The sequence below is a fragment of the Streptomyces sp. SAT1 genome (assembly GCF_001654495.1).
GTDB lineage: Bacteria > Actinomycetota > Actinomycetes > Streptomycetales > Streptomycetaceae > Streptomyces > Streptomyces andamanensis.
In genome coordinates this window covers 4452876-4477886 of record NZ_CP015849.1, presented here as the reverse complement: position 1 = coordinate 4477886, position 25011 = coordinate 4452876, and the positions used below count along the sequence as shown (strand labels likewise).

The window sequence follows — 25011 nt, the reverse complement described above, 5'->3', positions numbered from 1 at the left end:
CGTGCATATGCCACACCCCTAAGGGCCGCGCACACATAATCACACGATGTTCACCTCGGGGAAGAGGTTCCAGGAAGGGATGAAAAGACGTTATGAAGAAGTGTTGTCGCTTTGTTTCACAGGATGTCCTCAGGCGCCCCTCAGAGGGCGATGAATGTACGTTTTACTCCTTTTCATCCGTCCTTCCGGGATGAAAGGTGATACGCCACACACCTGGACGCCCGTCCCGGTTCCGGACGGAACGTCAGCCGCCCGGTCCGCCCGGCCCGTTATGACATCCGGCGCAGTGCGCGCAGCCCGCGCAACCCGAGGCCCCCGATGACCGTCCCCCATACGAAGGAGACGACCGCCAACGCCAGGTGGACCCAGAAGTACGCCGTCGGATGACCGTCGTCGAACGCGAGCCCGCTGCTGTCCTTGACGAGATTCTTGACGAAAGTGATCCAGATGACCCAGCTCCACACCCCGAAGGCGAGCAGGAACCAGGAGACGGGGCGGCTGAGCTTCATACCCTCAGTATCGCTGCCGGGTGTCCGGGGCCGGGGGCGGGGTACGGCCGGGAACCGGCCCCGGGGTGGGGCGGCGGTGGACACGACAGGTACGTTTCCGACCGTGCCCGCACCTCCCAGGACCGTCCGCCGCTCGCTGCTGGTCGCCTCCGCCGCCCTGCTGTCCCTCTCCGTGACCGCGCCCGCCGCGCTCGCCGCGCCCGCACCCACGGCCACTCCCCCGGCGCACATGTCCGGCGTGGGCGGTGCCCGGCTGGCCCAGCCCGGCACCCAGGTCGCCCTGGCCCCCGGGGTGCCCGCCCTGCCCAAGGAGCTGACCGCGCGCTCCTGGATCGTCGCCGACGCCGAGTCCGGGCAGGTGCTCGCCGCGCACAACGCGCACTGGCGGCTGCCCCCGGCCAGCACCCTGAAGATGCTCTTCGCCGACACCGTGCTGCCGAAGTTCCCCAAGACCCAGACGCACAAGGTCACCCCGGGCGACCTGGCCGGGATGGGCGAGGGCTCCAGCCTGGTCGGGATCAAGGAGAACGAGACCTACTCCGTCCACGACCTGTGGCTGGGCGTCTTCCTGCGGTCCGGCAACGACGCCGTGCACGTGCTGTCCGCCATGAACAGCGGAGTGGCCCGGACCGTGCAGGACATGAACGCGCACGCCCAGGACCTCCAGGCGCTGGACACCCACGTGGTGAGCCCGGACGGCTACGACGCCCCCGGCCAGGTCTCCTCGGCGTACGACCTCACCCTCTTCGCCCGCTCCGGGCTCCAGAAGAAGGACTTCCGGGAGTACTGCTCGACCGTGCGCGCCGCCTTCCCCGGCGAGACCACCAAGAACAAGAGGGGGCGGTCCTCCCGGGGCTCCTTCGAGATCCAGAACACCAACCGGCTGCTCGCCGGTGACGCCGGGCTGCCCGTCTACCCGGGCATCGCGGGCGTGAAGAACGGTTACACCACCAACGCGGGCAACACCTTCACCGGCGTCGCCGAGCGCGACGGCAGGGTGCTGCTCGTGACGGTGATGAACCCGCAGAGCAGCGTGCACGACGAGGTCTACCGGGAGACCGGCCGGCTCTTCGACTGGGGCTTCAAGGCGGCCGGCAAGGTGCAGCCGGTGGGCACCCTGGTACGGCCCAGGAGCGCCCAGGCGGCCGGTGCGCAGCCGGACCCGAGCGCGCCGGCCGACGGCACGCAGGGCACGGCGAAGACCGCGAGCGCCGCCGGGAGCGGCTCCGGTGGCATGGGGATCGCGCTCGGCATCGCCGGCGGGGTGCTGGTGCTGCTGGCGGCCGGTGCCTTCCTGGTCAACCGCCGCTGGCCGCTGCCGGAGCTCATGCGGCGCCATCCGCGCCCCTGAGCCGCCCGCCGGGCCCTTCGGTCGCGTCGCCGCCGCCGTCGTCCGCGCCGCCGGTCCCCGGACCGGCGGCGTCCCCGTCCGCCTCCGCCGCGCTGCCGGTCGCGGTCCAGGCGGAGCAGTACAGCACCAGCTTGGCCGTGAAGTTGATCCACAGCAGCAGCGCGACCGGGACCCCGAACGCGCCGTACATGCTCTTCGCCGCCACCCCTTGGATATAGCCGCTGAGCAGCAGCTTCAGCAGCTCGAAGCCGACCGCGCCGAGCAGCGCGGCGACGACCAGGCGGTGGCGCGGCGGCTCGACGCCGGGCAGCAGCGTCAGCACGTACAGGAGCACCAGGAAGTCGGCGAGCACCGCGACGGCGAACGCGATGACCCGCAGGACCACGCTGCCCGCGCCGTCCTCGCCCAGGCCCACCGCGCGCGAGGTCCAGCCGACGGCGGCCGAGGCGACGGTGGAGACGGCGAGCGTGATCAGCACCGCGCCGCCGAAGCCCACCAGGATCCCCGCGTCCTGGACCTTGCTCACCACCGGGTTCTTCTCCGGGTCCGGCAGCTCCCACACGGCGCGCAGGCAGTCGCGCATCTGGCCGACCCAGCCCATGCCGGTGAAGAGCAGGGCGGCACCGGCGATGATCCCGACGGTGCCCGCGTTCTGCGCCAGCGAGGTGATGTGCAGCTGGTCGCCCAGGCCCGGGAACTGCTGGGCGATCTTGCTCTCCATGGTGTGCTGCTGCCGGGTGCTGAGGGTGGCGGCGCCGATCGCGGCGGCCAGGGTCAGCAGCGGGAACAGCGCGATGAAGCTGACGAACGTCATGGCGGCGGCGAGCCGGGTCCATTTGACCCGGTCCAGACGTTCGTACGACCGCCACGCGTGCGTCTGCATCAGACGTGTCAGCCACGGGCCGATCACGGGGAGGTTCTTCAGCCAGTCCATGATCGGACTTGTGCCCGCTCAGGCGCCGCGTCAACACCGCGTTTCTACGACAGAACGCCCATAAGCGGACGATACAGTCGTCTGCCGTGAAGATCGCCCCCGGCGCGGCCCCCCGTCCCGTCTCCCGTCCCGTCCGTTCCCTGGCCCGGCTGGTCCCCCGGCTCACCGATCCGGGACCCGGCCGGCTGCCGCGCTCCGTGCTGGTGCTCGGCGGCACCTCCGAGATCGCGCTGGCCACCGTGCGGCGGCTGATCGCGCGCCGTACCCGCACGGTGTGGCTGGCGGGCCGGTCCGCGCCCGCCCTGGCCGAGGAGGCGGCCCGGCTGCGGGCACTGGGCGCCGAGGTGCGCACGGTCGCCTTCGACGCGCTCGACTGCGGCGCGCACGAGAGCGTGCTCGGCAAGGTGTTCGCCGAGGGCCCCGTCGACCTGGTGCTGCTGGCCTTCGGCGTCCTGGGCGACCAGGCGTACGACGAGCGGGAGCCGCTGAACGCGGTGCACGTCGCCCAGACCAACTACTCCGGCGCGGTCTCGGCGTCCCTGGTGGCCGCGCGCGCCCTGCAGAACCAGGGGCACGGCTCCCTGGCCGTCCTCTCCGCGGCCGCCGCCGAACGGGCCCGCCGCACCGACTTCATCTACGGCTCCAGCAAGGCGGGCCTGGACACCTTCACCCAGGGCCTGGGCGACGCGCTGTACGGGACGGGCGTGCACGTGATGCTCGTACGCCCCGCGTTCGTGACGTCCCGGGCCACGGCGGGCCGCGCGGTGCCGCCGCTGGCGAGCACGCCGGGCGAGGTCGCCACCGCCGTCGAGCTGGGCCTGCGGCGGCACTCGGAGACCGTGTGGGTGCCGGGCGCGCTGCGGGCGGTCACGACGGCGCTGCGGCATCTGCCGCGCGGGCTGTACCGGCGGCTGCCGCTGTAGCGGGGCGGGCGCCCGGGGCAGGCGGGAAGGTGACGACAGGTCCTGAGGACCTGTCCTAGCGGGCGGGCAGGGTGCCGCGGTCGACGGGGGCCGCCTGCGGGGGCACCACCGCGCGGCCGCCGAAGGAGAACTCCCGCAGCTTGCGCCACACCCCGTCGGGGCCCTGCTCGTGCAGCGCGAAACCGGTGCACGTCCAGGCGGCCTCGTACCCGGCCAGCTCCGCGAAGGCGCGGTCCATCGCGGCCTCGTCGATGCCGTGCGCGACCGTGACGTGCGGGTGGTACGGGAACTGGAGTTCGCGGGCCACCGGCCCGGAGGCGTCCCGGACCCGCTCCTGGAGCCGGGCGCACGCCTCGGCGCCCTCGACGACCCGGACGTACACCACCGGCGACAGCGGCCGGAAGGTGTCGGTGCCGGACAGCCGCATCGGGAAGGACCGCCCGGCCGCCGCCACCTCGGTCAGATGGGCCTCGACGGCCGGCAGCGCGGCCCGGTCGACCTCGGTCGGCGGGAGCAGGGTGACATGCGTGGGGATGCCGTGAGCCGCGGCGTCGCCGAAGCCCGCGCGCCGCTCCTGGAGCAGGCTGCCGTGGGGCTCCGGGACCGCGATCGACACACCGATCGTTACGGTCCCCACGTCGTCTCCTGTCGTCGTGCCGATGTGGTCTCTGCTCTGCTGTCCGTGCCGTCCCCGCGGGCGAGGGCCGGGCGGGCTCGTGCCGTCTCGTGCGCTCTCGCGTCTTCCCGGCCGTTTCGTCCCGGCCGTCCGGCTATCGACTGTACGGCCACGGCCCGGCGATGGGCAGGCGCAGCCGCAGTGATGTACGGCGCTTCGTACGGGACGGTCGCGAGCGGGGGTGCGCCTCAGTGCTTGGCCGGCAGGAAGCCCACCCGGTCGTACGCGTGGGCGAGGGTCTCCGCGGCGACGGCGCGGGCCTTCTCGGCGCCCTTGGCCAGGATCGCGTCCAGCGTCTCCGGGTCGTCCAGGTACTGCTGGGTCTGCTCGCGGAACGGCGTCACGAACTCGACCATGACCTCGGCCAGGTCCGTCTTGAGCGCGCCGTACCCCTTGCCCTCGTACTTCTCCTCCAACGCGGGGACGCCCGTGCCGGTGAGCGTGGCGTAGATCGACAGCAGGTTGCTGACGCCGGGCTTGGCCTCGGGGTCGAAGCGGATGACCGTGTCGGTGTCGGTGACCGCGCTCCTGACCTTCTTCGCGGTGGTCCTCGGGTCGTCGAGCAGGTTGATGAGGCCCTTCGGCGTGGACGCCGACTTGCTCATCTTGATCGACGGCTCCTGGAGGTCGTAGATCTTCGCCGTCTCCTTGAGGATGTACGCGGAGGGGACGGTGAAGGTCTCGCCGAAGCGGCCGTTGAAGCGCTCGGCCAGGTCGCGGGTCAGCTCGATGTGCTGGCGCTGGTCCTCGCCGACCGGCACCTGGTGGGCCTGGTAGAGGAGGATGTCGGCGACCTGGAGGACGGGGTAGGTGAACAGGCCGACGGAGGCCCGGTCGGCACCCTGCTTGGCGGACTTGTCCTTGAACTGGGTCATCCGGGACGCCTCGCCGAAGCCGGTGAGGCAGTTCATGACCCAGGCGAGCTGGGCGTGCTCGGGCACATGGCTCTGGACGAACAGCGTGCAGCGCTCCGGGTCGAGACCGGCGGCCAGCAGCTGGGCGGCGGCCAGCCGGGTGTTGGCGCGCAGCTCGGCCGGGTCCTGCGGGACCGTGATCGCGTGCAGGTCGACGACCATGTAGAAGGCGTCGTGGGACTCCTGGAGGGCCACCCACTGGCGGACGGCGCCGAGGTAGTTGCCGAGGTGGAACGAGCCTGCGGTGGGCTGGATTCCGGAGAGCACGCGAGGTCGGTCGTTGGCCATGCTCACCATTCTCTCAGGTAACGGCCCCCGATCCGGAACTGGTCCGAAACAGCCGCGGCCCGAATCGCCTGCCGGTGTGCAACAGCCTCACCGGACGGCCGCCCCCGGCGCGAGGGAGGCGGCCGCGGGCCGGTGATCAGCCGAGGTCGATCTCCGGGTAGAGCGGGAAGCCCGCCACGAGGTCGGAGGCCCGGTGGGCGATCTCCTCGGCGGTCTTGCCGTCCAGGACGTGCTGCGCCTTGGACGGGGCGCCCTTGGCGGTGGTGCCGGGCTCGGTCGCGGTCAGCACGCGGTCGATGAGAGCGGCGACCTCGTCCATCTCGGCGGTGCCGAGCCCCCGGGTGGTCAGCGCGGGCGTGCCGACCCGGATGCCGGAGGTGTACCAGGCGCCGTTGGGGTCGGCGGGGATCGCGTTGCGGTTGGTGACGATGCCGGAGTCCAGCAGCGCGGCCTCGGCCTGGCGGCCGGTCAGCCCGTAGGAGGAGGCGACGTCGATCAGGTTGAGGTGGTTGTCGGTGCCGCCGGTCACCAGGGTGGCGCCGCGCCGCGTCAGGCCCTCGGCCAGCGCGCGGGAGTTGTCGACGACCCGCCGGGCGTAGTCCTGGAAGGAGGGCTGCCGGGCCTCCGCCAGGGCGACCGCCTTGGCGGCCATGACGTGCGGGAGCGGGCCGCCGAGCACCATCGGGCAGCCGCGGTCGACCTGGTCCTTGAGGGAGTCGTCGCACAGGACCATGCCGCCGCGCGGGCCGCGCAGCGACTTGTGGGTGGTGGTGGTGACGATCTGGGCGTGCGGGACCGGGTCGAAGTCGCCGGTGAGGACCTTGCCCGCGACCAGCCCGGCGAAGTGGGCCATGTCGACCATGAGCGTGGCGCCGACCTCGTCGGCGATCTCGCGCATGATCCGGAAGTTCACCAGGCGGGGGTAGGCCGAGTAGCCCGCGACGATGATCAGCGGCTTGAACTCGCGGGCGGTGGCGCGCAGGGCCTCGTAGTCGAGGAGGCCGGTGGCCGGGTCGGTGCCGTAGGAGCGCTGGTCGAACATCTTCCCGGAGATGTTCGGGCGGAAGCCGTGGGTGAGGTGGCCGCCGGCGTCCAGGGACATGCCCAGCATGCGCTGGTTGCCGAAGGCGGCGCGCAGCTCGGCCCAGGCCGCGTCGTCGAGGTCGTTGACCTGGCGGACGCCGGTCTTCTCCAGGAAGGGCGCCTCGACCCGGTCGGCGAGGACCGCCCAGAAGGCGACCAGGTTGGCGTCGATGCCGGAGTGCGGCTGGACGTAGGCGTGGCGGGCGCCGAACAGCTCCCGGGCGTGCTCGGCGGCCAGCGACTCGACGGTGTCGACGTTGCGGCAGCCGGCGTAGAAGCGGCGGCCGACGGTGCCCTCGGCGTACTTGTCGCTGAACCAGTTGCCCATCGCGAGCAGCGTGGCCGGGGAGGCGTAGTTCTCGGAGGCGATCAGCTTGAGCATCTCGCGCTGGTCGGCCACCTCCTGGCCGATGGCGTCGGCGACGCGCGGTTCGACGGCGCGGATCACGTCGAGCGCGGCGCGGAAGGCGGTGGACTCGGTGGACAGGGGCGCGGGCATCTGGGGACCTCCGGACGTGGCGTCGGCGTTCACGGGACGGCCCAGGCGCACGGCACAGATGCTGCTCGGGCCGCTTCCCGATGGTCGGTCCCATCTTCGGGTCCCGGCGTCCCGCCGGGGCCCAGCGCGCCAGTCACGGCCCTCGGCCAGCCTACCGGCCGGTGCCGGGACGGACGCCGCGGCGTCCACCATGCGGGCGGGGCGCGGCGTCCGTCCGGGCGGGCGCGTGTCAGGCGCCGTCGGTCCCGGTCGTGCCGGTCCCGGTCGCTTCGGTGATGCTCCAGCGGCCGACCTCGCGGTAGGACGAGTCGTGGACGGCGGAGCCGTCACCGGGTTCGAGGGCGTAGTGGTGGAGGTTGCCGCCCCAGTAGCGCAGGATGCGGCCCAGTTCGCGGGCCCGCTCCTCGGGCGGCTGGGCCGGGTCCATCGTGACCTCCAGAAGGAACTGCACGTCCGTCGTCTCCCATCGGGTGGCGGGTTCGGGGGCCGGATCCGGTGGTTTCCATTGTTTCATTCAAGTGCTTCTTGGCACTTGGCGCAGACTGTCCGCAGGTGGGCCGGGTCGGCTGCCCGGAAAGTCTCAACCAGTGGGGAGGACTCACGTGGAGGACCGGGTGCGGATCGCCGCGCTGGCGCGGGCGGCGGGGGTGTCGGTGCAGCAGATCCGCGTCTACGCCGACGGCGGGCTGCTGCCCCCGGCCGGGCGCACCGCGTCCGGCTACCGGGTCTTCACGGCCGTGCACGCCGAGGCGCTGGCGGCGCTGCGGGAACTGGCCGCCGGGCACGGCTGGCCGGCCGCCCGCACGGTCATGCGGGCCGTGCACGCCGGGGACCTGAGGGCGGCGCTGGCCGCCGTCGACGCGAGCCACGGCGCCCTCGACCGGGAACGCTCCGGGCTGGCCGCCATGGGCGAGGCGCTGGCGTCGGTCCTGGCCGGCGGCGCGCTCGCCCCGGCCGCCGGGCGCCGCGCGCCGCGCATCGGGGAGGCGGCGCGCGCCGTGGGGGTGAAGCCGCCGGTGCTGCGGCTGTGGGAGGAGCGCGGACTGCTGCGGCCGGACCGGGAGCCGGGCACGGGCTACCGCCGCTACCCGCCCGCGGAGCTTGAGGCGGCGCACGTCGTGGCGCTGCTGCGCCGGGGCGGCCACCCGCTCGCGGCGGCCGGACCGGTCCTGGAGGCGCTGCGCGCGGGCGGCGGCCCGGACCGGATCCGCGACGAACTCGCCGCCCGCCGGGAGCGGTTGCACGAACGCAGCAGCCGCCGCCTGGCCGCGTCCGCGGCCCTGCACGGCTATCTGCGCACCCTCGGCCACCTCACCTGAGCCGCCTCACCTGAGCCGACGCCCGGCGCCGGTCCCGGCCGGTGCGCTCAGAGGATCACGTGCGGGACGAAGCGGGCGTACTCGTCCGTGATCAGACCGGACGACTCCCGGATGCCGAGACCGGCGGACTCGTCTTCGACGACCCAGGCGCCCAGGACGACGTGGTTGCCGTCGAAGGCGGGCAGCGGGGCGAGCGCCTGGTAGCAGCACGCCTCGTCCTCCGGGACGGACGCGGGCGCGGGCTCGGTGCCCGGCTCGTGCACCGTGACGCCCTCGCCCTCGCGGCCGAGCAGCGGCTTGGCCACGTAACCGCTGGTGTCGGCCAGTTCGCGCGGGCCGTCGAGGTAGGCGGGGAGCAGATTGGGGTGGCCGGGGTACAGCTCCCAGAGGACGGCCAGCAGCGCCTTGTTGCTCAGCAGCATCTTCCAGGCGGGCTCGATCCACAGGGTGGAGCCGGTGCCGCCGCCGTTGTCGAGGGTGTCCAGGACGTGTCCGCCGAAGCGGTCGGTGGTCAGCCACTCCCAGGGGTAGAGCTTGAAGACGCTGCGGATGAACCGCAGCCCGTTGTCCACGAACCGCTCGGACAGCGGGTCCCAGCCGATCTCCTCCACGGAGATCCACTCGGTCTCCAGGCCCGCCTGCTCGGCGGTCTCCTTGAGATAGGCGACCGTCATCAGGTCCTCGCCCAGCTCGTCCTCGGCGGAGTGCGCGAAGTGCAGCGGGGCGCCCGGCGGGAGCAGCCTCGCCTGCTTCCGCCACGCGGCGACGAGCCGGTCGTGCAGGGAGTTCCACTGGTCGGCGCCGGGGAAGCGGTCCTCCATCCAGAACCACTGCGGGGAGGCCGCCTCGACCAGCGAGGTCGGGGTGTCCGCGTTGTACTCCAGCAGCTTGGCCGGTCCCGTGCCGTCGTAGCGCAGGTCGAAGCGGCCGTAGACGGAGGGGAGTTCGGCCCGCCGGTGCCAGGACTCGGCGACCGCGGCGGCGACCCGCGGGTCGGTGATGCCGAGGTCGGCGAACCGCCCGGTGGCGACGATGTGGCCGGCCGCCGCCAGGCACATGCGGTGCAGTTCCTCGACGACGTCCTCCAGCGCCTCCACCTCGGGCAGCGAGAAGACGTAGCAGGCGCTCTCGTCCCAGTAGGGCCGCAGCGAGTCGTCGGGATGGCGGGTGAGCGGGTAGATCAGGCCCTGCGCCTCGACGGTCTGCTGCCAGCCGGGCCGGGGTTCGAGGGTGCGGCGTTCCATCTCCGGCCTCAGCCGCCGGACTTGCCGTGGCCGCCGCCGAAGCCGCCCCGGTCGACGCCGCCGTGGCTGCCGCCGGACACGGATCCGGAGCTGGAGCCGGACCCGCCGGAGCTCTTGCGCGGCTTGGTGAACGAACCGCCGGTGACCCAGCCGCTCTTCTTCTTGCCGCCGTAGTACCAGGCGCTGTTGTACGAGGACTTGGTGGTCTTGCAGTTCTTGTCCGCGACGACCTTGTAGCCCTTGGACAGCGAGTAGCTGCCGCGGTCCACGCACCGCTTGTCCGGGGCGGAGGAGCAGGAGGTGAGCGCGGCGGCCAGCAGCCCCATGCCCCCCAGGACGACCGTGCCCGACCGAAGCCGCCGTCGTGTGTCCGCCATGTCCCTGTCTCCCCGTCGCAGTCGTCGTGTGGTGCCGTGCCGGTACGTGCTGTCGTTGTTCACGGCCGGAACCCGGTGGCCGGTTCCCGGCCGTCGCGCGTCGGACAGCCTAGAGAGGGACGGGAACACCGGTGCGGGCGGCCCCGTGCCGCCGCGCTCGCCTAGAGTCGCTTCGTGCTCCTGGGAATGGTGTGCGCGCTCGGCGCGGCGGTGTGTTTCGGTACGGCGACGGTGTTCCAGGCGGTCGCCGCGCGGGCGGCGGCCGGTGCGGACGGCGTCCAGGCGGGTCCGGGCGGTGACGCGGCGCTGCTGCTGCGGGCGCTGCGGCAGTGGCGGTACCTGCTGGGCCTCGGTCTTGACGGGGTCGGTTTCGTGCTCCAGATCGCGGCGCTGCGCTCACTGCCGATCTACGCGGTGGGCGCGGCCCTGGCCTCCAGTCTGGCGGTGACGGCGGTGGCCGCGGCCCGGCTGCTGCGGGTGCGGCTCAGGGGCACGGAGTGGGCCGCGGTGGCGGTGGTCTGCGCCGGGCTCGCCCTGCTGGGGCTGGCCTCGGGCGCCGAGGGCGACAAGCCCGGTTCCGCCGCGCTGAAGTGGGCGATGCTCGCCGCGGGCCTCGCCGTGCTGGCGCTGGGCGCGGTGGCGGGGCGGCTGCCCGAGCGCGGCCGGGCGCTGCTGCTCGGCCTGGGCGCGGGCCTCGGCTTCGGCGTGGTCGAGGTGACGGTCCGGCTGATCGACTCGCTCGCCCCGGCGACGCTGTTCACCAACCCGGCGGCGTACGCCCTGGTCCTGGCCGGCGGTGCCGCCTTCCTGCTGCTCACCACCGCCCTCCAGCGCGGCTCGGTGACCACGGCCACCGCCGGTATGGTGCTGGGCGAGACGCTCGGCCCGGCGGCGATCGGCGTGGTGTGGCTCGGCGACCGCACCCGGGACGGGCTGGCCTGGCTCGCGGTGCTCGGCTTCGCGGTCGCGGTGGCCGGGGCACTGGCCCTGGCCCGCTTCGGCGAGGCACCGACGCCCGAGCCCGCACAGGACCAGGAACCGGCCGGCTCGGCCTGAACCCGCCCGGCACGACACCCTGCCCGGTCCCGGCCGCCGCCTCCACCTCCGCCCCGGCGCAGGCCATCTCAGCCGTCCCCGACGCCCCAGCCGCGCCGACCGAGCCAGCCGCTGCGGCCGCCACGGCCGTTCCGGTCGCCACGGCAGCTCAGGCCCCACGGCTGCCTCGCACCGCCTGGCGCTGCCTCGCCCGTCACGGACACCACGGCCAGACCAGCGGCCCCAGGCATCACGGCAGCCCCGAGCGCCACGAAAATCCCTGGCACCACGGCAACCCCAGCCGGATCGGCAGCCGCCCCGCAGGCAGCCGCCCCGCAGGCAGCCGCCCCGCAGGCACCCGCCCCGCAGGCACCCGCCGCGCAGGCACCCGCCCCCGCTCAGGGCAGCACCCGGCACAGTGCGTCCAGGGCCCCCGACCAGGCGTGGTCGGGCGGGGTGCCGTAGCCGACGACCAGGGCGTCCAGTGGGGGCACGGTGGCGTCCGCGTGGCGGAAGCGGGACAGGCCGTAGAGGGTGAGGTCCTGCCAGGCGGCGGCCTGCACCACCGCCTGCTCGGTGCCCGGCGGCAGCCGCAGCACGGCGTGCAGTCCGGCGGCGATGCCGGTGGGGCGGACCGCGGGGGCGGCGGTGGCCAGCGCCGCCACCAGGGCGTCGCGGCGGCGCCGGTAGCGCAGCCGGGCGGCGCGCACCTGGCGGTCGTAGGCACCGGAGGTGATGAACTCCGCCAGCGTCAGCTGGTCCAGCACCCCGCAGACCTCGGCGTGCCCCTTGGCCAGGACCGCCGCCTCGGCGAGGTCCGGGGGCAGCACCATCCAGGCCAGCCGCAGGCCGGGGGCCAGGGACTTGCTCGCGGTGCCCAGATAGACGACGTGGCCGGGGTCGAGGCCCTGGAGCGCGCCGACCGACTGGCGGTCGTAGCGGAACTCGCCGTCGTAGTCGTCCTCCAGGACCAGCCCGCCGGTGCGCCGCGCCCAGTCGGTGACGGCCGCGCGCCGGTCCGGGGGCAGGGCCACGCCCATCGGGAACTGGTGCGAGGGGGTGAGCAGGACCGCCCCGGTGCCGGGCGGCGGTGCGACGACCGTGCCGCGTTCGTCGAAGGGCAGCGGGCGGGTGCGCAGACCGGCCCGGGTCAGCAGGTCCCGGTGCAGGTCGAGGCCGTACGACTCGACGGCGACGGTGTCCGTGCCGCGCCCGCGCAGCACCTCCCCGAGGATCCGCAGACCGTGCGCGAACCCGGCGCACACCACGATGTGCTCGGGGCCGGTGCGCACGCCGCGCACCCGGGCGAGATACCCGGCCAGCGCGGTGCGCAGCTCGGCCGTGCCGCGCGGGTCGCCGTAGCCGAGGACGTGGTGCGGGGCCGTGGTGAGCGCGCGGCGGGCCGCCCTGAGCCATGCGGCGCGGGGGAAGGAGGCCAGGTCGGGGCTGCCGGGGCGCAGGTCGTGCCGGGGGCGGTGCGGGGTGCGGTGCGGGCCCGGCGGGGCGGTGGCGGAAGCGGCGACCGCCCGGTCGGCGACCTGGGTGCCGGAGCCCTGGCGTGCGGTGAGCCAGCCCTCGGCGACGAGGTCGGCGTAGGCGTCGGCGACGGTGTTGCGGGCGACGCCGAGGTCGGCGGCGAGGCTGCGGGAGGACGGCAGCCGGGTGCCGGGGGCGAGCCGGCCGGTGCGGACCGCCTCCCGCAGGGCGTCGGTCAGTCCGCGCCGCACCCCGGGACCGGCCGGTTCCAGATGGAGGTCGACGCCCAGAGTGGCCCATGTTCTCGCCATGGAAATGGACCATACTCCTGGGACGCTTCGCGCCTAGGGTCGAGCACATGAGCTCTGAAGCGGAAACCGTCGACACCCCGTACGCGGCCGAGCAGGCGCCCCGCCTGTCCTGGCACCAGTACGCCCCCGAGGTCTACAAGGCCATGATCCGCCTGGACACGGCCGCCAAGCAGGGGCTCGAACCCCGGCTGTACGAGCTGGTGAAGATCCGGGCCTCCCAGCTCAACCACTGCGCGTTCTGCCTGGACATGCACACCAGGGACGCCCTCGCGGCCGGCGAGAGCGTGGAGCGGATCGTGCAGCTCAGCGCGTGGGAGGAGTCGCGGCACTTCTACACGGAGAAGGAGCTGGCCGCGATCGAGCTGACCGAGGCCGTGACCGTCCTGACCGACGGCTTCGTGCCGGACGCGGTGTACGAGAGGGCCGCCGGGCACTTCGAGGAGGCCGAGCTGTCCCAGCTGATCGCGGCCATCGCGGTGATCAACGCCTGGAACCGGTTCGGCGTGACCACCCGGATGGCCCCGGGCCACTACCGGCCGGAGGCGCACAAGTGAGCCGGACCCGGCTGCTGGACCCGGAGGTCTCGGGGGCGATGTCGGCGCTGAGCGCGGCGGCCAAGGAGGGGCTGGGCGATCCGGTCCTGGCCGAACTGGTCATGATCCGGGCCTCGCAGCTCAACCACTGCGCGTTCTGCCTGGACATGCACCTCGATGCCGCCCGGAAGAACGGCGAGTCGCAGGACCGGATCCAGCTCCTGAACGCCTGGGAGGAGACCGAGGACCTGTACACCGGGCGCGAACGGGCGGCGCTCGCGCTGACCGAGGCGGTCACCGTGCTGACGGACGGCTTCGTGCCGGACGCGGTGTACGAGGAGGCCGCCCGCCACTTCGACGAGGCCGCACTCGCCCATCTGATCGCGCTGATCACCGTCATCAACGGCTGGAACCGCCTGATGGTCGCCCGCCGTGTCCCGCCGGGAGGTCACCGCCCGTGAACGGCACCGAGACCTTCCGCGCCCTGCACCACGGGCGGCTGCCCGACGACCCCCTGATCCTGCCCGGCCCCTGGGACGCGGCCAGCGCCCGGGTCTTCGCGGAGGCCGGGTTCCCGGCGCTCGCCACCCCCAGCGCAGGCGTCGCCGCGTCCCTCGGGTACGCCGACGGGGACGTCCCGGCCGACGAGATGTTCGCCGCGGTGGCGCGGATCGCGCGGGCCGTGGACGTACCGGTGTCGGCGGACGTCGAGGGCGGCTACGGGCTGCCGGCGAAGGAGCTGGTGGAACGGCTGCTGGAGGCGGGCGCCGTGGGCTGCAACCTTGAGGACTCCGACGGGGGTGTCCTCAAGGACCCGCGGGAGCACGCCGACTACCTCGCCGAGGTCCGCGCGGCCGCCGGCGACCGGCTCTTCCTCAACGCCCGCGTCGACACCTTCGTGCACGGCGACGGCGATCCCGGCCGGGCCATCGGCCGGGCCGGGCGGTACGTGGCCGCGGGCGCGGACTGCGTGTACCCGATCCTCGCCCCCGAGGACGCCCTGCCCCTGCTGCGCGCCGGTATCCAGGGCCCGCTGAACGCCCTGCACCGCCCGGCCCCCGGCGCCCCTTCCCCCGCCGCCCTCGGCGCCACCCGCGTCACCTTCGGCCCGGGGCTCCAGCGCCGCACGGCCCAGGCCCTGCGGGAGATCGCGGACGGGCTGCTGCGGCAGGGACCCGGGACGCTTCCGCACACGGGGTGATCCGGGTCAGCCCGCGAACCAGCGGACCGGCCCCGGCGCGAGGTTCTGGTAGGTGTGCTTGGTCTCGCGGTACTCGGCCAGGCCGGTGGGACCGAGTTCGCGGCCGAGGCCGCTCTTGCCGAAGCCGCCCCACTCGGCCTGCGGCAGGCAGGGGTGGAAGTCGTTGATCCAGACCGTGCCGTGGCGCAGCCGGCCCGCCACCCGGCGGGCGCGGCCCGCGTCGGCGGTCCACACCGCCCCGGCCAGGCCGTACTCGGTGTCGTTGGCGAGCGCGACCGCCTCCTGCTCGGTGCGGAAGGTCTCCACGGTGAGGACGGGTCCGAAGACCTCCTCGCGGACGGCCTTCATCTGGCGGTGGCAGCGGTCGAGGACGGTCGGCTCGTAGTAGAAGCCGGTGGCGGGCCGGTAGGCGGCGGGCTCGGGGCGCCTGCCGCCGCAGCGGGCCACGGCGCCCTCGGCGAGCGCGGCGGCCACGTACGCCTCCGTACGGGCGCGCCGCTCCTCGGAGACGAGCGGGCCGCACTCGACGCCGGGCTCGGTGCCGCGGCCCAGCCGGATGTGCCGGGCCCGCTGGGCGAGTTCGGTGACGAAACGTTCCTTCAAGGACTCCTCGACGATCAGCCGGGAGCCCGCCGAGCAGACCTGGCCGCTGTGCACGAAGGCCGCGTTGAGGGCCTGGTCGACGGCGGTGTCGAAACCGTCGTCGGTGGCGCAGGCGTCGGCGAAGACGACATTGGGGTTCTTGCCGCCCAGCCCGAGGACGACCCGTTTCACGGTGGCCGCCGCGGCACGGGCCACCTCGGTGCCCGTGGCCCGGCAGCCGGTGAACGAGACCAGGTCGACCCCGGGATGCCCGGCGAGCCGGGCGCCGGCCGTGCGGCCGGGCCCGGTGACGAGGTTGGCCGCACCGGCGGGCAGCCCCGCCTCGGCGAGCAGCTCGACGAGCGCGACGGTCGTCAGCGGGGTCAGCTCGCTCGGCTTGACCACGAAGGTGTTGCCCGCGGCGAGCGCCGGGGCGATCTTCCAGCTGGCCTGGAGCAACGGGTAGTCGCAGGACGTGATCAGCGCGCAGACGCCGGTCGGCTCGTGCCCGACGACGCTGTGGATGTCGGGCGAGCCCGCGTCCACGACCCGGCCGGGGGCCTCGGCGGCGACCAGGTCGGCGAAGTGGCGGAAGGCGTCGGCGACGCAGTCCACGTCGACCCGGCCCTCCTCCAGCGTCTTGCCCGCGTCCCGGCTCTCCAGCAGGGCGAACCGCTCGCGGTCGCGCAGCAGCAGAGCGGCGACGCGGCGCAGCAGTTCGGCGCGGGCGGCGACCGGAGTGCGCGGCCAGGCGCCCTCCCCGCCGTCGAAGGCGTGCCGGGCGGCCTCCACGGCGAGGTCCACGTCCTGGGCGCCGCCCTCGGCGACCACGGCGCACACGGTCGCGTCCGCGGGGTCGAGGATGTCGCGCGTCGCGCCGGAGTACGCCTGGCGCCACTCCCCGCCCATGTGCAGGGTGGGGTGTGCCGGGCGCCGGGCGGGATGCGCCGGGCGCCGGGCGCTGCCCGCCTCATCCGTCTCCTCCGGTCCGACCGGCTTGTCCGGCACTGCCTTCCGCTCCCTCACGGTCGCCGGGGTGACGCGGATGCCACCCCCGGGGCCGGGGGCATCTGCCCTCTTCTCCCGGCTCCCATGCGTGATCGGCGGGCGAACGTGCCGCGTGTCACGGATCTTGGCCGCTTACGGGCACAAAACGCGCGGCGGGCGCCACCGGGGCGGGCGCGGCGGCGGGGCTCAGCCGGTGGGCGCCGGGCACACCGCGCCCGGCGGGCAGAACCAGCCCAGCGCCGTGGTGAGAGCGGCCAGCGCGCCGCCCCCGCTGTCCGAGTCGGGCCCGTAGGAGGCGATGGCGTAGACCTTGCCGTCGGCGGCCGCGAACCGCTCGTCGTAGACGTGCCAGGTGCCGATGTCCGGCTGGCCCTTGAGCGAGTCGGCGACGTACTCCAGACGCGTGCCGCTCACCCCGTCCGTCCGCACGTGGTCCAGGGCCAGCGCCCGGAAGCCGGAGGGCTTGGGGACCGCGTCGGAGAGGTAGAGCGTGAAGGAGGCGTCGGGCGAGTCCTCCGCCACCTGGTAGACCTGGATCCGCCGGTGGCCGGAGCCGCTGCTGTAGTTGACGATGTCGATGCCGAACTGGGAAGCGACCGTGTGGCGTTCCCAGTCGTCGGGCACGGCGATCCTGAAGCCCTCCGGGTCGTCCCGGACGGTGTACCCGGCGGGGGGCTCCGCCGTGGCCGCTCGCGTGGCCGGATCCGGCTCCTGGCCGCCGGTGCCCGTCTCGCCGGAGGCGTCCGTGGACCACGACGGCTCGGGCCAGGAGGCCGGGGTGGACATGTCCACGGCCGGCGCGGCCTTGTCGTCGTCGCTCCCGCCGCCGAGGCTCAGCGTCACCACCAGGGCGACGACGCCGGTCCCGGCGGCCGCGGCCGCCGCCGTCCACAGCCTGCGGCGGCCGTGGGCGCCGGGCACGGCCGGTGCGGACGGCGGTCCCGACACGGTCCACCGGCCGGCGGGCGCGTCCGGGTCCCGGACCGGTCCCGGCGCCGGCACGTCCGGTGCATGGCCGGGCCGGGCGGGCGGCGGCGATGTCGCCACGGGCGCGCCCCGCCTGCCGTTCTCCCAGCGCTGGGTCTCCTCGTTCCAGTACCGGCCGCCCCCGTGCACCACCACCGTGTTCTCCTTCCCCCGTCCGCGTCTGCCGTCCGGGCGGGCCGCCCGGCAGGTCACATGCCGAGCAGTCCGGCCACCGATCCGGCCGAGGCGAAGACGGCCAGCACCGACTGGGCGTCGGCGAGCAGTTCGCGCAGCCGCTGCCGCCTGCTCTCCCCCGCGCTCCCGGTACGGGTGATCTCGTCCTCGGTGTCGGCCAGCGCCGCGTCCAGGTCCCGGCTCCGGTCGCTCGCCCGGACCCGTTGCAGATCGGCCCGCAGCTCCCGGACCGCGGCGAGCAGTTCCTCCGCCGCCGCGTCGCGCGGGGCCGCCGTGCGGTGGCTCTCGGCGTGCGCGTGGCTGCCGATGGCGAACGTGCTGTGCGAGACGTCGCCGATGCGGACGCCGGGCTCATCAGCCGTGGTCATCGTGGCTGTTTCCCTTCTGCGGCGCGAAACCGCCGGTGGTCGCCGAGGATCCGGCCCGCGCGTGCGTGCCGATGGCGAACGTGCTCTGGGCGACGGAGTCGATGTGCACCCCGCCGTTGCTGATGTTGACGACCTTCTGCACGAACTCCCCGGTCTGGTAGCCGTGTTCGGACAGGGCCGTGCGGACGCCGTGGGCGATGCGGTCCTGGACGCTGCGCAGATAGCGGTCGACGTCCATCTGCTGGAAGGTCGATCCGGAGTCGGCGGCGCCCAGTTCCCGTACGGACAGCGCCGGGCCGTCGGGCAGGGCGTCCGCGTAGCCGCCGGTGAGCAGCTGCCAGGCGTGGCCCGCCGCCCGGCACAGGGTGAGGAAGGAACTCGTCACCGAAAGGGGCACCTGCCCGGCGGCCCAGGTCGCCTTGCCGAGCCAGCCGTTGGCGCGGAACCGGTGGGCCGTGCGGTCGGCGTCCTTGAAGTCCTCGCGGACCGGCATCAGCACATGCGGGGCGATCTCCAGCATGAGCATGCGCCCCTGGGTGTGCACCCGGATGTACACGGTGACGACCAGCTCCTCCTCCCAGCCGCCGACCCGCACTCGCAGGAAGTGCCGCCGCTTCTCGGCGCCCTCCTCGACGGCGCGGTCCCGGTGCTCCTCGAACGCCTCCCGGCTGTAGGGGGCGTCCTGCCGCAGGGACAGGCCCTCGGCGGGCAGGAACACGCACTCGTCCAGCTCCAGCCAGCGCAGCCGGTCGCGCACGGTGTGCCCCGCGTACTCCGGAGGCAGCCGCAGTCCCTCCAGGAGCGGCCGTACGGTGTCCAGGACCGTGCGGTTGCGCAGCGGGCGCGGTGTACGGCCCTCGACGGGGCGCATCTCGACGGCGAGCACCCAGGTGTCGTACGCCCGGCCCGCGCCGCAGAACGGGCGGGACTCGCGGTACATCACGAGCGGGGCGTGCTGTTCGAGCCGGATGCGTTCCTTCAGCCGCTGGAAGCGCGGGGCGTCGGCGCGCTCCGCCGGGTCGGAGGCGGCGTCCGGGAAGCGGTCCGGGGCCAGTTCGCCGCCGAGCGCGCGGGCGAACTGGCTGCGCTGGACGCCCGCGGCCACGGCGACCGCCAGGAACAGCACCAGCGCGAGCCACGCCTGGAGCGCCGTCACCCGGTCGTGGCCGCCGGCCAGCCGGGACAGGGCGGGCAGCAGGCTCAGCAGGAAGCTCTTGAAGCCGGTGGCCTCGTAGGTGTCCCGCTCGCTGGAGAAGGCGGCGACCACGGTGGCGAGCAGGAAGAGGGCGAACACCAGCCGGCCCAGCCAGCGCAGGGCGGCGGCCATGGCCCGGCGCTGCGCCGGTGCGCTCGGGTCCTCGCCGCGGGCGGCCACGCCCATCGCGAGCAGCAGACTGGGCAGCAGATACACCACCATCACCCCGCCGGTCAGCGGCCAGCCGACGATCCACAGGCCCACGATCCCGGCGGCCCACCCGACCTCCGTACGGCGGGCGCGCAGCGCGTGCGCGAGGACGCGGGCCGCGTCGAAGCCGAGGGAAGGAGCCACCAGGCGCTGCTCGTTGAGGTGCAGTTCCTCGATCACGCGGTCCCGGTAGGCGGGGTCCAGATAGGTCCCCGCGCACAGCAGCCGGGTGGCCTCGCTGGCGTGCGGCGGCACGGGCGGGGGCGCGTCAGGAGGCGCCGGATGCGGCTGTGGCGGCACGGACACGGTGTTCACGTGGCTCCCCCGAGGAGTGAACGGTCATCACTGCGCGTAACACTGATGGGCCATCAGCATAGGGGGCGGGCGAGCCACAGGGGAAGCGAACAGTCAAGAGGATGCCGCAGTGGCGCGAACCACACCGTGTCCGCCGGGGACGCACGCGGGCCCCGCTCCGGTCGAACCGGAGCGGGGCCCGTGCGCGGGTGCGGTGGCTCAGATGAGGCCGAGGGCGCGGACCGCCTCGCGCTCCTCCGCCAGCTCCTGCACGGAGGCGTCGATGCGGGCGCGGGAGAACTCGTTGATCTCCAGGCCCTGGACGATCTCGTACGCGCCGTCCTTGGTGGTGACGGGGAAGGACGAGATCAGGCCCTCCGGGACGCCGTAGGAGCCGTCCGAGGGGATGCCCATGGAGACCCAGTCGCCCTCGGCGGTGCCGTTGACCCAGGTGTGCACGTGGTCGATGGCGGCGTTGGCGGCGGAGGCGGCCGACGAGGCGCCGCGGGCCTCGATGATGGCGGCGCCGCGCTTGGCGACGGTCGGGATGAAGTCCTCGGCCAGCCACTTCTCGTCGTTGACGGTCTCGGCGGCGTTCTTGCCGGCGACCGTGGCGTGGAAGATGTCCGGGTACTGGGTGGCGGAGTGGTTGCCCCAGATGGTCAGGCGCTTGATGTCGGCGACCGTGGTGCCCGTCTTCTTCGCGAGCTGGGTCAGCGCGCGGTTGTGGTCGAGGCGGGTCATCGCGGTGAAGCGCTCGGCCGGTACGTCCGGGGCGGCGGCCTGGGCGATCAGCGCGTTGGTGTTCGCCGGGTTGCCGACGACCAGGACCTTGACGTCGTCCGCCGCGTGGTCGTTGATGGCCTTGCCCTGCGGCTTGAAGATGCCGCCGTTGGCCTCCAGCAGGTCGCCGCGCTCCATGCCCTTGGTGCGCGGGCGGGCGCCGACGAGCAGGGCGACGTTGGTGCCGTCGAAGGCGACGTTCGGGTCGTCCGAGATGTCGATGCCCTGGAGCAGCGGGAACGCGCAGTCGTCCAGCTCCATGGCCGTGCCCTCGGCGGCCTTCAGGGCCGGGGTGATCTCCAGCAGGCGGAGCTTGACCGGCACGTCCGCGCCGAGCAGCTGGCCGGAGGCGATACGGAAGAGCAGGGCGTAACCGATCTGGCCGGCCGCGCCGGTGACGGTGACGTTCACGGGAGTGCGGGTCATGGCGTTCTCCGTAGACAGCTGGCGGTCGGGGCGTCCCTGCCCCGGGGTGCGGGATCCCCGCGACCGGCCGCGGAGACCGGACGTCCGCCACGGTGATCGATCACGCGTACGGATGATCGATCTCTTGGCGTCAAGAGAGATCCAGCGGTCAGGCTATCGCGCATCCGGCATGCCGGATGTCCGGCCCCCTGTGGCCCGTCCCACAGAGTGAGCCGGTCACCGGCGGGGAACACGCGGGGAACACACGGGAGGCGGCCGTCCGTCCGGGAGAGGGAGAGACGGAACGGCCGCCGAATGGGGGTACCGGAGCACCGGACTCCCGTGGGGGTACGGTCCACGTGCCCCGGGCGGCGGGCCTCATGCGCACCCCACCCGGTTTCTTCTCCGGACCGGTGCGGCTCCTTCACGAACCGAGCCGAACCGAGCCGAGCCGAGCCGAGCCGCGCCGAGCCGCGCCACGCCGAGCCGCCGCCCCCGCGTGCCCGCTACTCCGTGCACCCCTTCTGGCCCGACGACAGCGTCACGCACGCCCGCGCGCCGGTGGCGTCCGCGACGGCCACCATCGGCGTGTACGCGATGCCGCCGCCCGTGGCCGGGACCGTGTCCCGCTCCGTGTGCGCGCCGACCGTGATCCGGATCTCGTCGCCCTGCCCGGCCCGGACGACCCGGCCCCAGGCGGCGCCGCAGGTCTTGCTGTAGCGGACCTCGACGAGGGCGCCGCCGATGGTGACGCTGCGGTCCGTGGTGCCCAGACCGGCGCTGCTGCACCCCATCGCCTGGGCGTCCTTGCCGGTGCAGCCGTCGGCCACGCACTTCACGCCGGGCGGCGGGCTCGGCCGGGTGGTGGCCGACGGCGAGGGCGAACGGGCCGCGCCCGCCGCCTTCTTCCCGCCGTCGCCGCCCGTGAAGTACAGGACGCCGCCGATCACCGCGAGCGTCGTGAGCATGCCCGCGAGGAACATCGCCAGCTGGCGCCGGAAGCCGCCGCCGGAGGCCGGGGCGGGCGGGGCGGGCACGGGCGGTACGGCGTTCGCGGCGCCCGCCGGGCCCGTGGCCGCGCCCGGCGGTCCCGGCAGTCCCGGCAGTCCCGGCGGGGCCACGGCCGGTGTGCCGCTGCCGGGGGTGGCGCTGTCCGGGCGGCGTACGGGGCCGCTCGCGCCGCCCGCGGCGGCGGGCACCGCCGCCGCGCCCCCGGCCGGACGGACGCCCATCGGCGCCGGACCCCGGTACCCGGCCAGGCCCCACGAGTTGACCTTCCGGTCCTTCTCTTCCTTCCGGCCCTTGTCTTCCTTCTGGCCCTTGTCTTCCTTCTGGTCCTTCGGCTTCTTCGCGCCCGCCCCGGTCCCCTTCCGTGCCCCGCTCCGCGCGTCCTCGCGGGCGTCCGCGTCCGACGCGGTCGGCTGCGGCGGCACGGTGGGGGACACGCCCGCCGGGCCCGCGATGCCCGGCGTGGGCAGCCTGGTCGCGGCGGTGGCGGTCCTGACGGCGGGCGACTCGGCCGTGGTGCCCTTGCCCGCACGGGCCCCGGGCGCGCCGCCTCGCGGGCCGCCGCCGCCCGAAGTGCCCTTCCCGGAACCGCGACCGGGCCCGGCCCCCGCGTCCGGCGCCGGTGCGCCGGGCGGCTCCTCCTCCAGGGCGACGCGGGCCTGGGCGACGCGGATGGCCTCCATGGTGCGGTCGTGGCGCAGTTCCGCGCGGCTCCAGGCGCGCTCGGCCAGCTCCCACATGGTGGTGAGATGGACCGGGTCGGTGCCGGTCACCTCGGCGAGGGCGATCACCGCGCCCTTGGGCGCCAGCAGCCGCCCGCCCAGATAGCGTTCCCAGGACGTCTTGCTGTAGCCCGTCCGGTCGGCGAGCGCGGCGACGCTCAGCCCGCTCCGGTCCACGAGCCGACGCAGCTGACCCACGAACTCCTTGACCTGCGGGTCCAGTTCCTCGGGCAGGGCCTTCCAGCGAGGCATCGCTGCTCTCCCCCTCTTCTTTCCCCGGTACGTACCGGCTCTTCCCCGCACGGTGCCTGTGCGGTGCCCGTGCGGAGGACGCGGACACCCCGCCGTACGCGCTGATGGTCCACGCTAGCCCGGTTCCCGGACGACTCCGACCGCCGCTCAGCCCAGCGCGACGGCGCCCACGACCGCGGTCACCAGCAGCGCGGCGAGCAGCGCGACGGCGTACAGCAGCAGGCGCCCGCCGGGCCGGCCGCGCCGCCGCTCGTCCAGCCCCTCGGGCCGGTCCCACCACGGCACGGTGGGCACCTCCTCGTAGCCCTCGCGCACCTCGCCGTCCGGCGCGTCCGGCGCGTCCGGCCCCTGCGGCACCGGGACCGCGACCGGCACGGACGCGGGCGCGGGCGCGGGCAGCGGTGCGGCCAGCGGTGCCGTCCGGGGCCACACCTTGACGGCCATCTCCCAGCGCACGGTGTGCCGTTCGGCGTCCGCTCCGGTCAGGCCCGCGACCCGGCACAGGGCGGCGACCGCCTGCCGGGGCGGGGGCTGGGTGGCGTTGAGATAGCGCTGCCAGGACGACTTGCTGTACGCGGTGCGCGCGCCGAGCGCGACCAGGCTGAGCCCGGTCCCGTCCTTGAGCAGCCGCAGTTGCTCCACGAAATGCCGTACCTCCGGCGGCAGATCGTCCGGCAACGGCTGCCAGGCGCCCATCGCTCACCTCACCTCCCGGCGGCCACGGGGCCCGCCTCGCGGCGAGTGACGACGACGGCGCACCGGCCGGTTCCCACGCCGGTCATGGACATGGCTGTGGCGAAGCGCGGACACCGTAGCGGAACGGTCACTTCCGTGCCACAGCGCACAGACAGGCGTTGAACGCCTGTTCCCCGTGGAGCAGGGTTGATCCCGGCGGCGGCCCGTCCTTACTCGGGGGAGAGGATGGGCCGCCGTCACGCTACTCAGGATGATGCAGGAACCGCGTCAGCGGTTGCGTACGGTGTAGTGCAGAACGTCGTCGAGGAACGGGATCTCCAGCCACGGCTGGGGCTGGGCCATCAGCCCCAGCAGCACGATGGCCAGGCCCAGCACGCCGTAGGTGACGATGTCCGTGAAGCGGGAGCGGACGGCGAGCATGCCGACCCGGGGCAGCAGCCAGCGCAGCACGGCGCCGCCCAGCAGACCGATGCCGACCAGCAGCAGCCCCACCCGGAACGCGTCCAGGGCGATCACCAGCAGGCCGACGCCGACCGTGATCAGGACGGACAGCAGCGGCCACTGCCGGGCGGGCGCCGGGGCGTCGCCGGGAGCGGCCCGGCCGCCGCCCTCGGGGCGCGCGGTGTCCCGGGTGAACAGCGGGAAGCGGCGCGTGCCGCGCGGGCGGCGCCCCTTCCCGGCCGCCCCGCCGGGCCCGCCGTCCGTGCCGCCCGTGTCCTGGCCGGTCCGCCCCCGGCCCGCCCGGCGCAGCCTGCCGCGTACGGTGCCGCTCGCCTCAGCCGACACTGCGCTCCGCCGCCTCGACCACGTTGACCAGCAGCTGGGCCCGGGTCATCGGGCCGACACCACCGGGGTTCGGGGAGAGCCAGCCGGCCACCTCGGTGACGTCCGGGTGGACATCGCCGACGATCTTGCCCTCGGCGTTGCGGGAGACGCCCACGTCGAGGACGGCGGCGCCCGGCTTGACGTCCTCGGCGCGGATCAGGTGCGGGGAACCGGCCGCGGCCACGATGATGTCGGCCCGCTTGAGGTGGGCGGACAGGTCGCGGGTGCCGGTGTGGCACTGGGTGACCGTGGCGTTCTCGCTGCGCCGGGTGAGCAGCAGCGGCATCGGGCGGCCGATGGTCACCCCGCGTCCGACGACCACGACCTCGGCGCCCTTGATCTCCACGCCGTGGCGGCGCAGCAGGGTCAGCACGCCGTTGGGGGTGCAGGGCAGCGGGGCGGGCTCGTTGAGGACCAGGCGGCCGAGGTTCATCGGGTGCAGGCCGTCGGCGTCCTTGTCCGGATCCATCAGTTCGAGGATGCGGTTCTCGTCGATGCCCTTGGGCAACGGCAGTTGGACGATGTAGCCGGTGCAGGCCGGGTCCTCGTTCAGCTCGCGGACGGCCGCCTCGATCTCCTCCTGGGAGGCGGTGGCGGGCAGCTCGCGCTGGATGGAGGAGATGCCGACCTCGGCGCAGTCGCGGTGCTTGCCCGCGACGTACTTGCGGCTGCCGGGGTCGTCCCCGACCAGGATCGTGCCGAGGCCGGGCGTGACGCCCTTCTCCTTCAGCGCCGCCACCCGGGCGGTCAGATCGGACTTGATCGCGGCTGCGGTGGCCTTGCCATCGAGAATCTGGGCGGTCATGGCCCCATCCTCGCGGATGACCGG

At 74.2% G+C, this 25011-nt stretch carries 25 protein-coding genes; 7 read left to right on the top strand and 18 right to left on the bottom strand.

Features of this window, described 5'->3' with window-relative positions:
- Positions 1–269: 269 nt before the first annotated feature.
- A complete protein-coding gene (locus A8713_RS19430; protein ID WP_018564945.1) occupies positions 270–509 on the bottom strand; it encodes an SCO4848 family membrane protein in 240 nt (79 codons plus the stop codon).
- Positions 510–612: 103 nt separating this feature from the next.
- On the opposite strand from A8713_RS19430, the gene A8713_RS19425 reads away from it, so the two are divergent.
- Positions 613–1860: a D-alanyl-D-alanine carboxypeptidase family protein gene (locus A8713_RS19425; RefSeq protein ID WP_064534819.1), complete on the top strand. Its 1248-nt coding sequence runs from the start codon at positions 613–615 to the stop codon at positions 1858–1860.
- Here the strand turns inward: A8713_RS19425 and A8713_RS19420 are convergent.
- The gene (locus A8713_RS19420) at positions 1835–2794 is read right to left on the bottom strand and encodes a YihY/virulence factor BrkB family protein (RefSeq protein ID WP_064534817.1); all 960 of its coding nucleotides are present in this window, start codon (positions 2792–2794) and stop codon (positions 1835–1837) included. The genes A8713_RS19425 and A8713_RS19420 overlap by 26 nt on opposite strands.
- 140 nt (positions 2795–2934) lie before the next feature.
- On the opposite strand from A8713_RS19420, the gene A8713_RS19415 reads away from it, so the two are divergent.
- Positions 2935–3717, top strand: a complete 783-nt coding sequence (locus A8713_RS19415; RefSeq protein WP_173860985.1) for an SDR family NAD(P)-dependent oxidoreductase — start codon at positions 2935–2937, stop codon at positions 3715–3717.
- 55 nt (positions 3718–3772) lie between these two features.
- Here A8713_RS19415 and A8713_RS19410 read toward each other — a convergent pair whose 3' ends face one another.
- The 4 genes from A8713_RS19410 to A8713_RS19395 form a co-directional block, all read right to left on the bottom strand.
- Positions 3773–4354: a 2'-5' RNA ligase family protein gene (locus A8713_RS19410; RefSeq protein ID WP_026252044.1), complete on the bottom strand. Its 582-nt coding sequence runs from the start codon at positions 4352–4354 to the stop codon at positions 3773–3775.
- A gap of 227 nt (positions 4355–4581) precedes the next feature.
- On the bottom strand, positions 4582–5595 hold the full coding sequence (trpS, locus tag A8713_RS19405) for a tryptophan--tRNA ligase (protein WP_064537593.1): 1014 nt from the start codon (positions 5593–5595) through the stop codon (positions 4582–4584).
- Positions 5596–5731: 136 nt separating this feature from the next.
- Positions 5732–7177, bottom strand: a complete 1446-nt coding sequence (locus A8713_RS19400) for a glycine hydroxymethyltransferase (RefSeq protein WP_064537592.1) — start codon at positions 7175–7177, stop codon at positions 5732–5734.
- A gap of 229 nt (positions 7178–7406) precedes the next feature.
- Complete coding sequence (locus A8713_RS19395) at positions 7407–7628, bottom strand: hypothetical protein (protein ID WP_064534815.1); 222 nt, start codon at positions 7626–7628, stop codon at positions 7407–7409.
- A gap of 136 nt (positions 7629–7764) precedes the next feature.
- On the opposite strand from A8713_RS19395, the gene A8713_RS19390 reads away from it, so the two are divergent.
- Positions 7765–8496, top strand: a complete 732-nt coding sequence (locus A8713_RS19390; protein ID WP_237305413.1) for a MerR family transcriptional regulator — start codon at positions 7765–7767, stop codon at positions 8494–8496.
- A 47-nt stretch (positions 8497–8543) separates the two neighbouring features.
- On the opposite strand, the gene A8713_RS19385 is transcribed toward A8713_RS19390, so the two are convergent.
- Entirely contained in the window at positions 8544–9740 is a 1197-nt protein-coding gene (locus A8713_RS19385; protein WP_064534811.1) for a glutathionylspermidine synthase family protein, read from the bottom strand.
- Positions 9741–9748: 8 nt separating this feature from the next.
- Positions 9749–10117: a hypothetical protein gene (locus A8713_RS19380; RefSeq protein WP_064534809.1), complete on the bottom strand. Its 369-nt coding sequence runs from the start codon at positions 10115–10117 to the stop codon at positions 9749–9751.
- A gap of 186 nt (positions 10118–10303) precedes the next feature.
- On the opposite strand from A8713_RS19380, the gene A8713_RS19375 reads away from it, so the two are divergent.
- Positions 10304–11173 (top strand): hypothetical protein, encoded by an 870-nt coding sequence (locus tag A8713_RS19375; protein WP_064534807.1) that lies wholly within the window; start codon positions 10304–10306, stop codon positions 11171–11173.
- Between the two features lie 377 nt (positions 11174–11550).
- Here the strand turns inward: A8713_RS19375 and pdxR are convergent, their stop codons facing one another.
- On the bottom strand, positions 11551–12939 hold the full coding sequence (pdxR, locus tag A8713_RS19370) for a MocR-like pyridoxine biosynthesis transcription factor PdxR (protein WP_064534805.1): 1389 nt from the start codon (positions 12937–12939) through the stop codon (positions 11551–11553).
- A gap of 47 nt (positions 12940–12986) precedes the next feature.
- On the opposite strand from pdxR, the gene A8713_RS19365 reads away from it, so the two are divergent.
- Genes A8713_RS19365 through A8713_RS19355 form a run of 3 tightly spaced genes read left to right on the top strand, consistent with a single transcriptional unit; the run spans position 12987 to position 14673 of the window.
- Positions 12987–13493, top strand: coding sequence for a carboxymuconolactone decarboxylase family protein (locus A8713_RS19365; RefSeq protein WP_064534802.1), 507 nt, complete (start codon positions 12987–12989; stop codon positions 13491–13493).
- Positions 13490–13933, top strand: a complete 444-nt coding sequence (locus A8713_RS19360) for a carboxymuconolactone decarboxylase family protein (protein ID WP_079159044.1) — start codon at positions 13490–13492, stop codon at positions 13931–13933. The genes A8713_RS19365 and A8713_RS19360 overlap by 4 nt, the downstream gene beginning before the upstream one ends.
- The gene (locus A8713_RS19355) at positions 13930–14673 is read left to right on the top strand and encodes an isocitrate lyase/PEP mutase family protein (protein ID WP_064534800.1); all 744 of its coding nucleotides are present in this window, start codon (positions 13930–13932) and stop codon (positions 14671–14673) included. Before A8713_RS19360 ends, A8713_RS19355 begins: the two co-directional genes overlap by 4 nt.
- 6 nt (positions 14674–14679) lie before the next feature.
- Here A8713_RS19355 and A8713_RS19350 read toward each other — a convergent pair whose 3' ends face one another.
- The 9 genes from A8713_RS19350 to A8713_RS19310 all read right to left on the bottom strand — a co-directional run bounded on the left by A8713_RS19350 (position 14680) and on the right by A8713_RS19310 (position 24987).
- Positions 14680–16164, bottom strand: a complete 1485-nt coding sequence (locus tag A8713_RS19350) for an aldehyde dehydrogenase family protein (protein WP_064537590.1) — start codon at positions 16162–16164, stop codon at positions 14680–14682.
- 285 nt (positions 16165–16449) lie between these two features.
- Entirely contained in the window at positions 16450–17385 is a 936-nt protein-coding gene (locus tag A8713_RS19345) for a hypothetical protein (RefSeq protein WP_237305412.1), read from the bottom strand.
- Positions 17386–17438: 53 nt separating this feature from the next.
- A complete protein-coding gene (locus tag A8713_RS19340) occupies positions 17439–17792 on the bottom strand; it encodes a hypothetical protein (protein ID WP_064534798.1) in 354 nt (117 codons plus the stop codon).
- Positions 17779–19512, bottom strand: a complete 1734-nt coding sequence (locus tag A8713_RS19335) for a hypothetical protein (RefSeq protein ID WP_064534796.1) — start codon at positions 19510–19512, stop codon at positions 17779–17781. Before A8713_RS19335 ends, A8713_RS19340 begins: the two co-directional genes overlap by 14 nt.
- 198 nt (positions 19513–19710) lie before the next feature.
- Positions 19711–20700, bottom strand: coding sequence for a malate dehydrogenase (locus A8713_RS19330; protein WP_064534795.1), 990 nt, complete (start codon positions 20698–20700; stop codon positions 19711–19713).
- 485 nt (positions 20701–21185) lie between these two features.
- Positions 21186–22661: a helix-turn-helix domain-containing protein gene (locus tag A8713_RS19325; RefSeq protein WP_064534793.1), complete on the bottom strand. Its 1476-nt coding sequence runs from the start codon at positions 22659–22661 to the stop codon at positions 21186–21188.
- A 147-nt stretch (positions 22662–22808) separates the two neighbouring features.
- Positions 22809–23357, bottom strand: a complete 549-nt coding sequence (locus tag A8713_RS19320) for a helix-turn-helix domain-containing protein (RefSeq protein WP_064534791.1) — start codon at positions 23355–23357, stop codon at positions 22809–22811.
- A gap of 267 nt (positions 23358–23624) precedes the next feature.
- Positions 23625–24143, bottom strand: a complete 519-nt coding sequence (locus A8713_RS19315) for a DUF3017 domain-containing protein (RefSeq protein WP_064534789.1) — start codon at positions 24141–24143, stop codon at positions 23625–23627.
- On the bottom strand, positions 24133–24987 hold the full coding sequence (locus A8713_RS19310; RefSeq protein ID WP_064534787.1) for a bifunctional methylenetetrahydrofolate dehydrogenase/methenyltetrahydrofolate cyclohydrolase: 855 nt from the start codon (positions 24985–24987) through the stop codon (positions 24133–24135). Before A8713_RS19310 ends, A8713_RS19315 begins: the two co-directional genes overlap by 11 nt.
- Positions 24988–25011 lie beyond the last annotated feature (24 nt).

Excerpts from the sequence above, each read along its gene's own strand:
- A8713_RS19430 (WP_018564945.1), bottom strand. The coding sequence starts at position 509 with ATGAAGCTCAGCCGCCCCGTCTCCTGGTTCCTGCTCGCCTTCGGGGTG.
- A8713_RS19420 (WP_064534817.1), bottom strand. The coding sequence starts at position 2,794 with ATGGACTGGCTGAAGAACCTCCCCGTGATCGGCCCGTGGCTGACACGT.
- trpS (WP_064537593.1), bottom strand. The coding sequence starts at position 5,595 with ATGGCCAACGACCGACCTCGCGTGCTCTCCGGAATCCAGCCCACCGCA.
- A8713_RS19400 (WP_064537592.1), bottom strand. The coding sequence starts at position 7,177 with ATGCCCGCGCCCCTGTCCACCGAGTCCACCGCCTTCCGCGCCGCGCTC.
- A8713_RS19385 (WP_064534811.1), bottom strand. The coding sequence starts at position 9,740 with ATGGAACGCCGCACCCTCGAACCCCGGCCCGGCTGGCAGCAGACCGTC.
- A8713_RS19380 (WP_064534809.1), bottom strand. The coding sequence starts at position 10,117 with ATGGCGGACACACGACGGCGGCTTCGGTCGGGCACGGTCGTCCTGGGG.
- A8713_RS19375 (WP_064534807.1), top strand. The coding sequence starts at position 10,304 with ATGGTGTGCGCGCTCGGCGCGGCGGTGTGTTTCGGTACGGCGACGGTG.
- pdxR (WP_064534805.1), bottom strand. The coding sequence starts at position 12,939 with ATGGCGAGAACATGGGCCACTCTGGGCGTCGACCTCCATCTGGAACCG.
- A8713_RS19365 (WP_064534802.1), top strand. The coding sequence starts at position 12,987 with ATGAGCTCTGAAGCGGAAACCGTCGACACCCCGTACGCGGCCGAGCAG.
- A8713_RS19350 (WP_064537590.1), bottom strand. The coding sequence starts at position 16,164 with ATGGGCGGGGAGTGGCGCCAGGCGTACTCCGGCGCGACGCGCGACATC.
- A8713_RS19340 (WP_064534798.1), bottom strand. The coding sequence starts at position 17,792 with ATGACCACGGCTGATGAGCCCGGCGTCCGCATCGGCGACGTCTCGCAC.
- A8713_RS19330 (WP_064534795.1), bottom strand. The coding sequence starts at position 20,700 with ATGACCCGCACTCCCGTGAACGTCACCGTCACCGGCGCGGCCGGCCAG.
- A8713_RS19325 (WP_064534793.1), bottom strand. The coding sequence starts at position 22,661 with ATGCCTCGCTGGAAGGCCCTGCCCGAGGAACTGGACCCGCAGGTCAAG.
- A8713_RS19320 (WP_064534791.1), bottom strand. The coding sequence starts at position 23,357 with ATGGGCGCCTGGCAGCCGTTGCCGGACGATCTGCCGCCGGAGGTACGG.
- A8713_RS19310 (WP_064534787.1), bottom strand. The coding sequence starts at position 24,987 with ATGACCGCCCAGATTCTCGATGGCAAGGCCACCGCAGCCGCGATCAAG.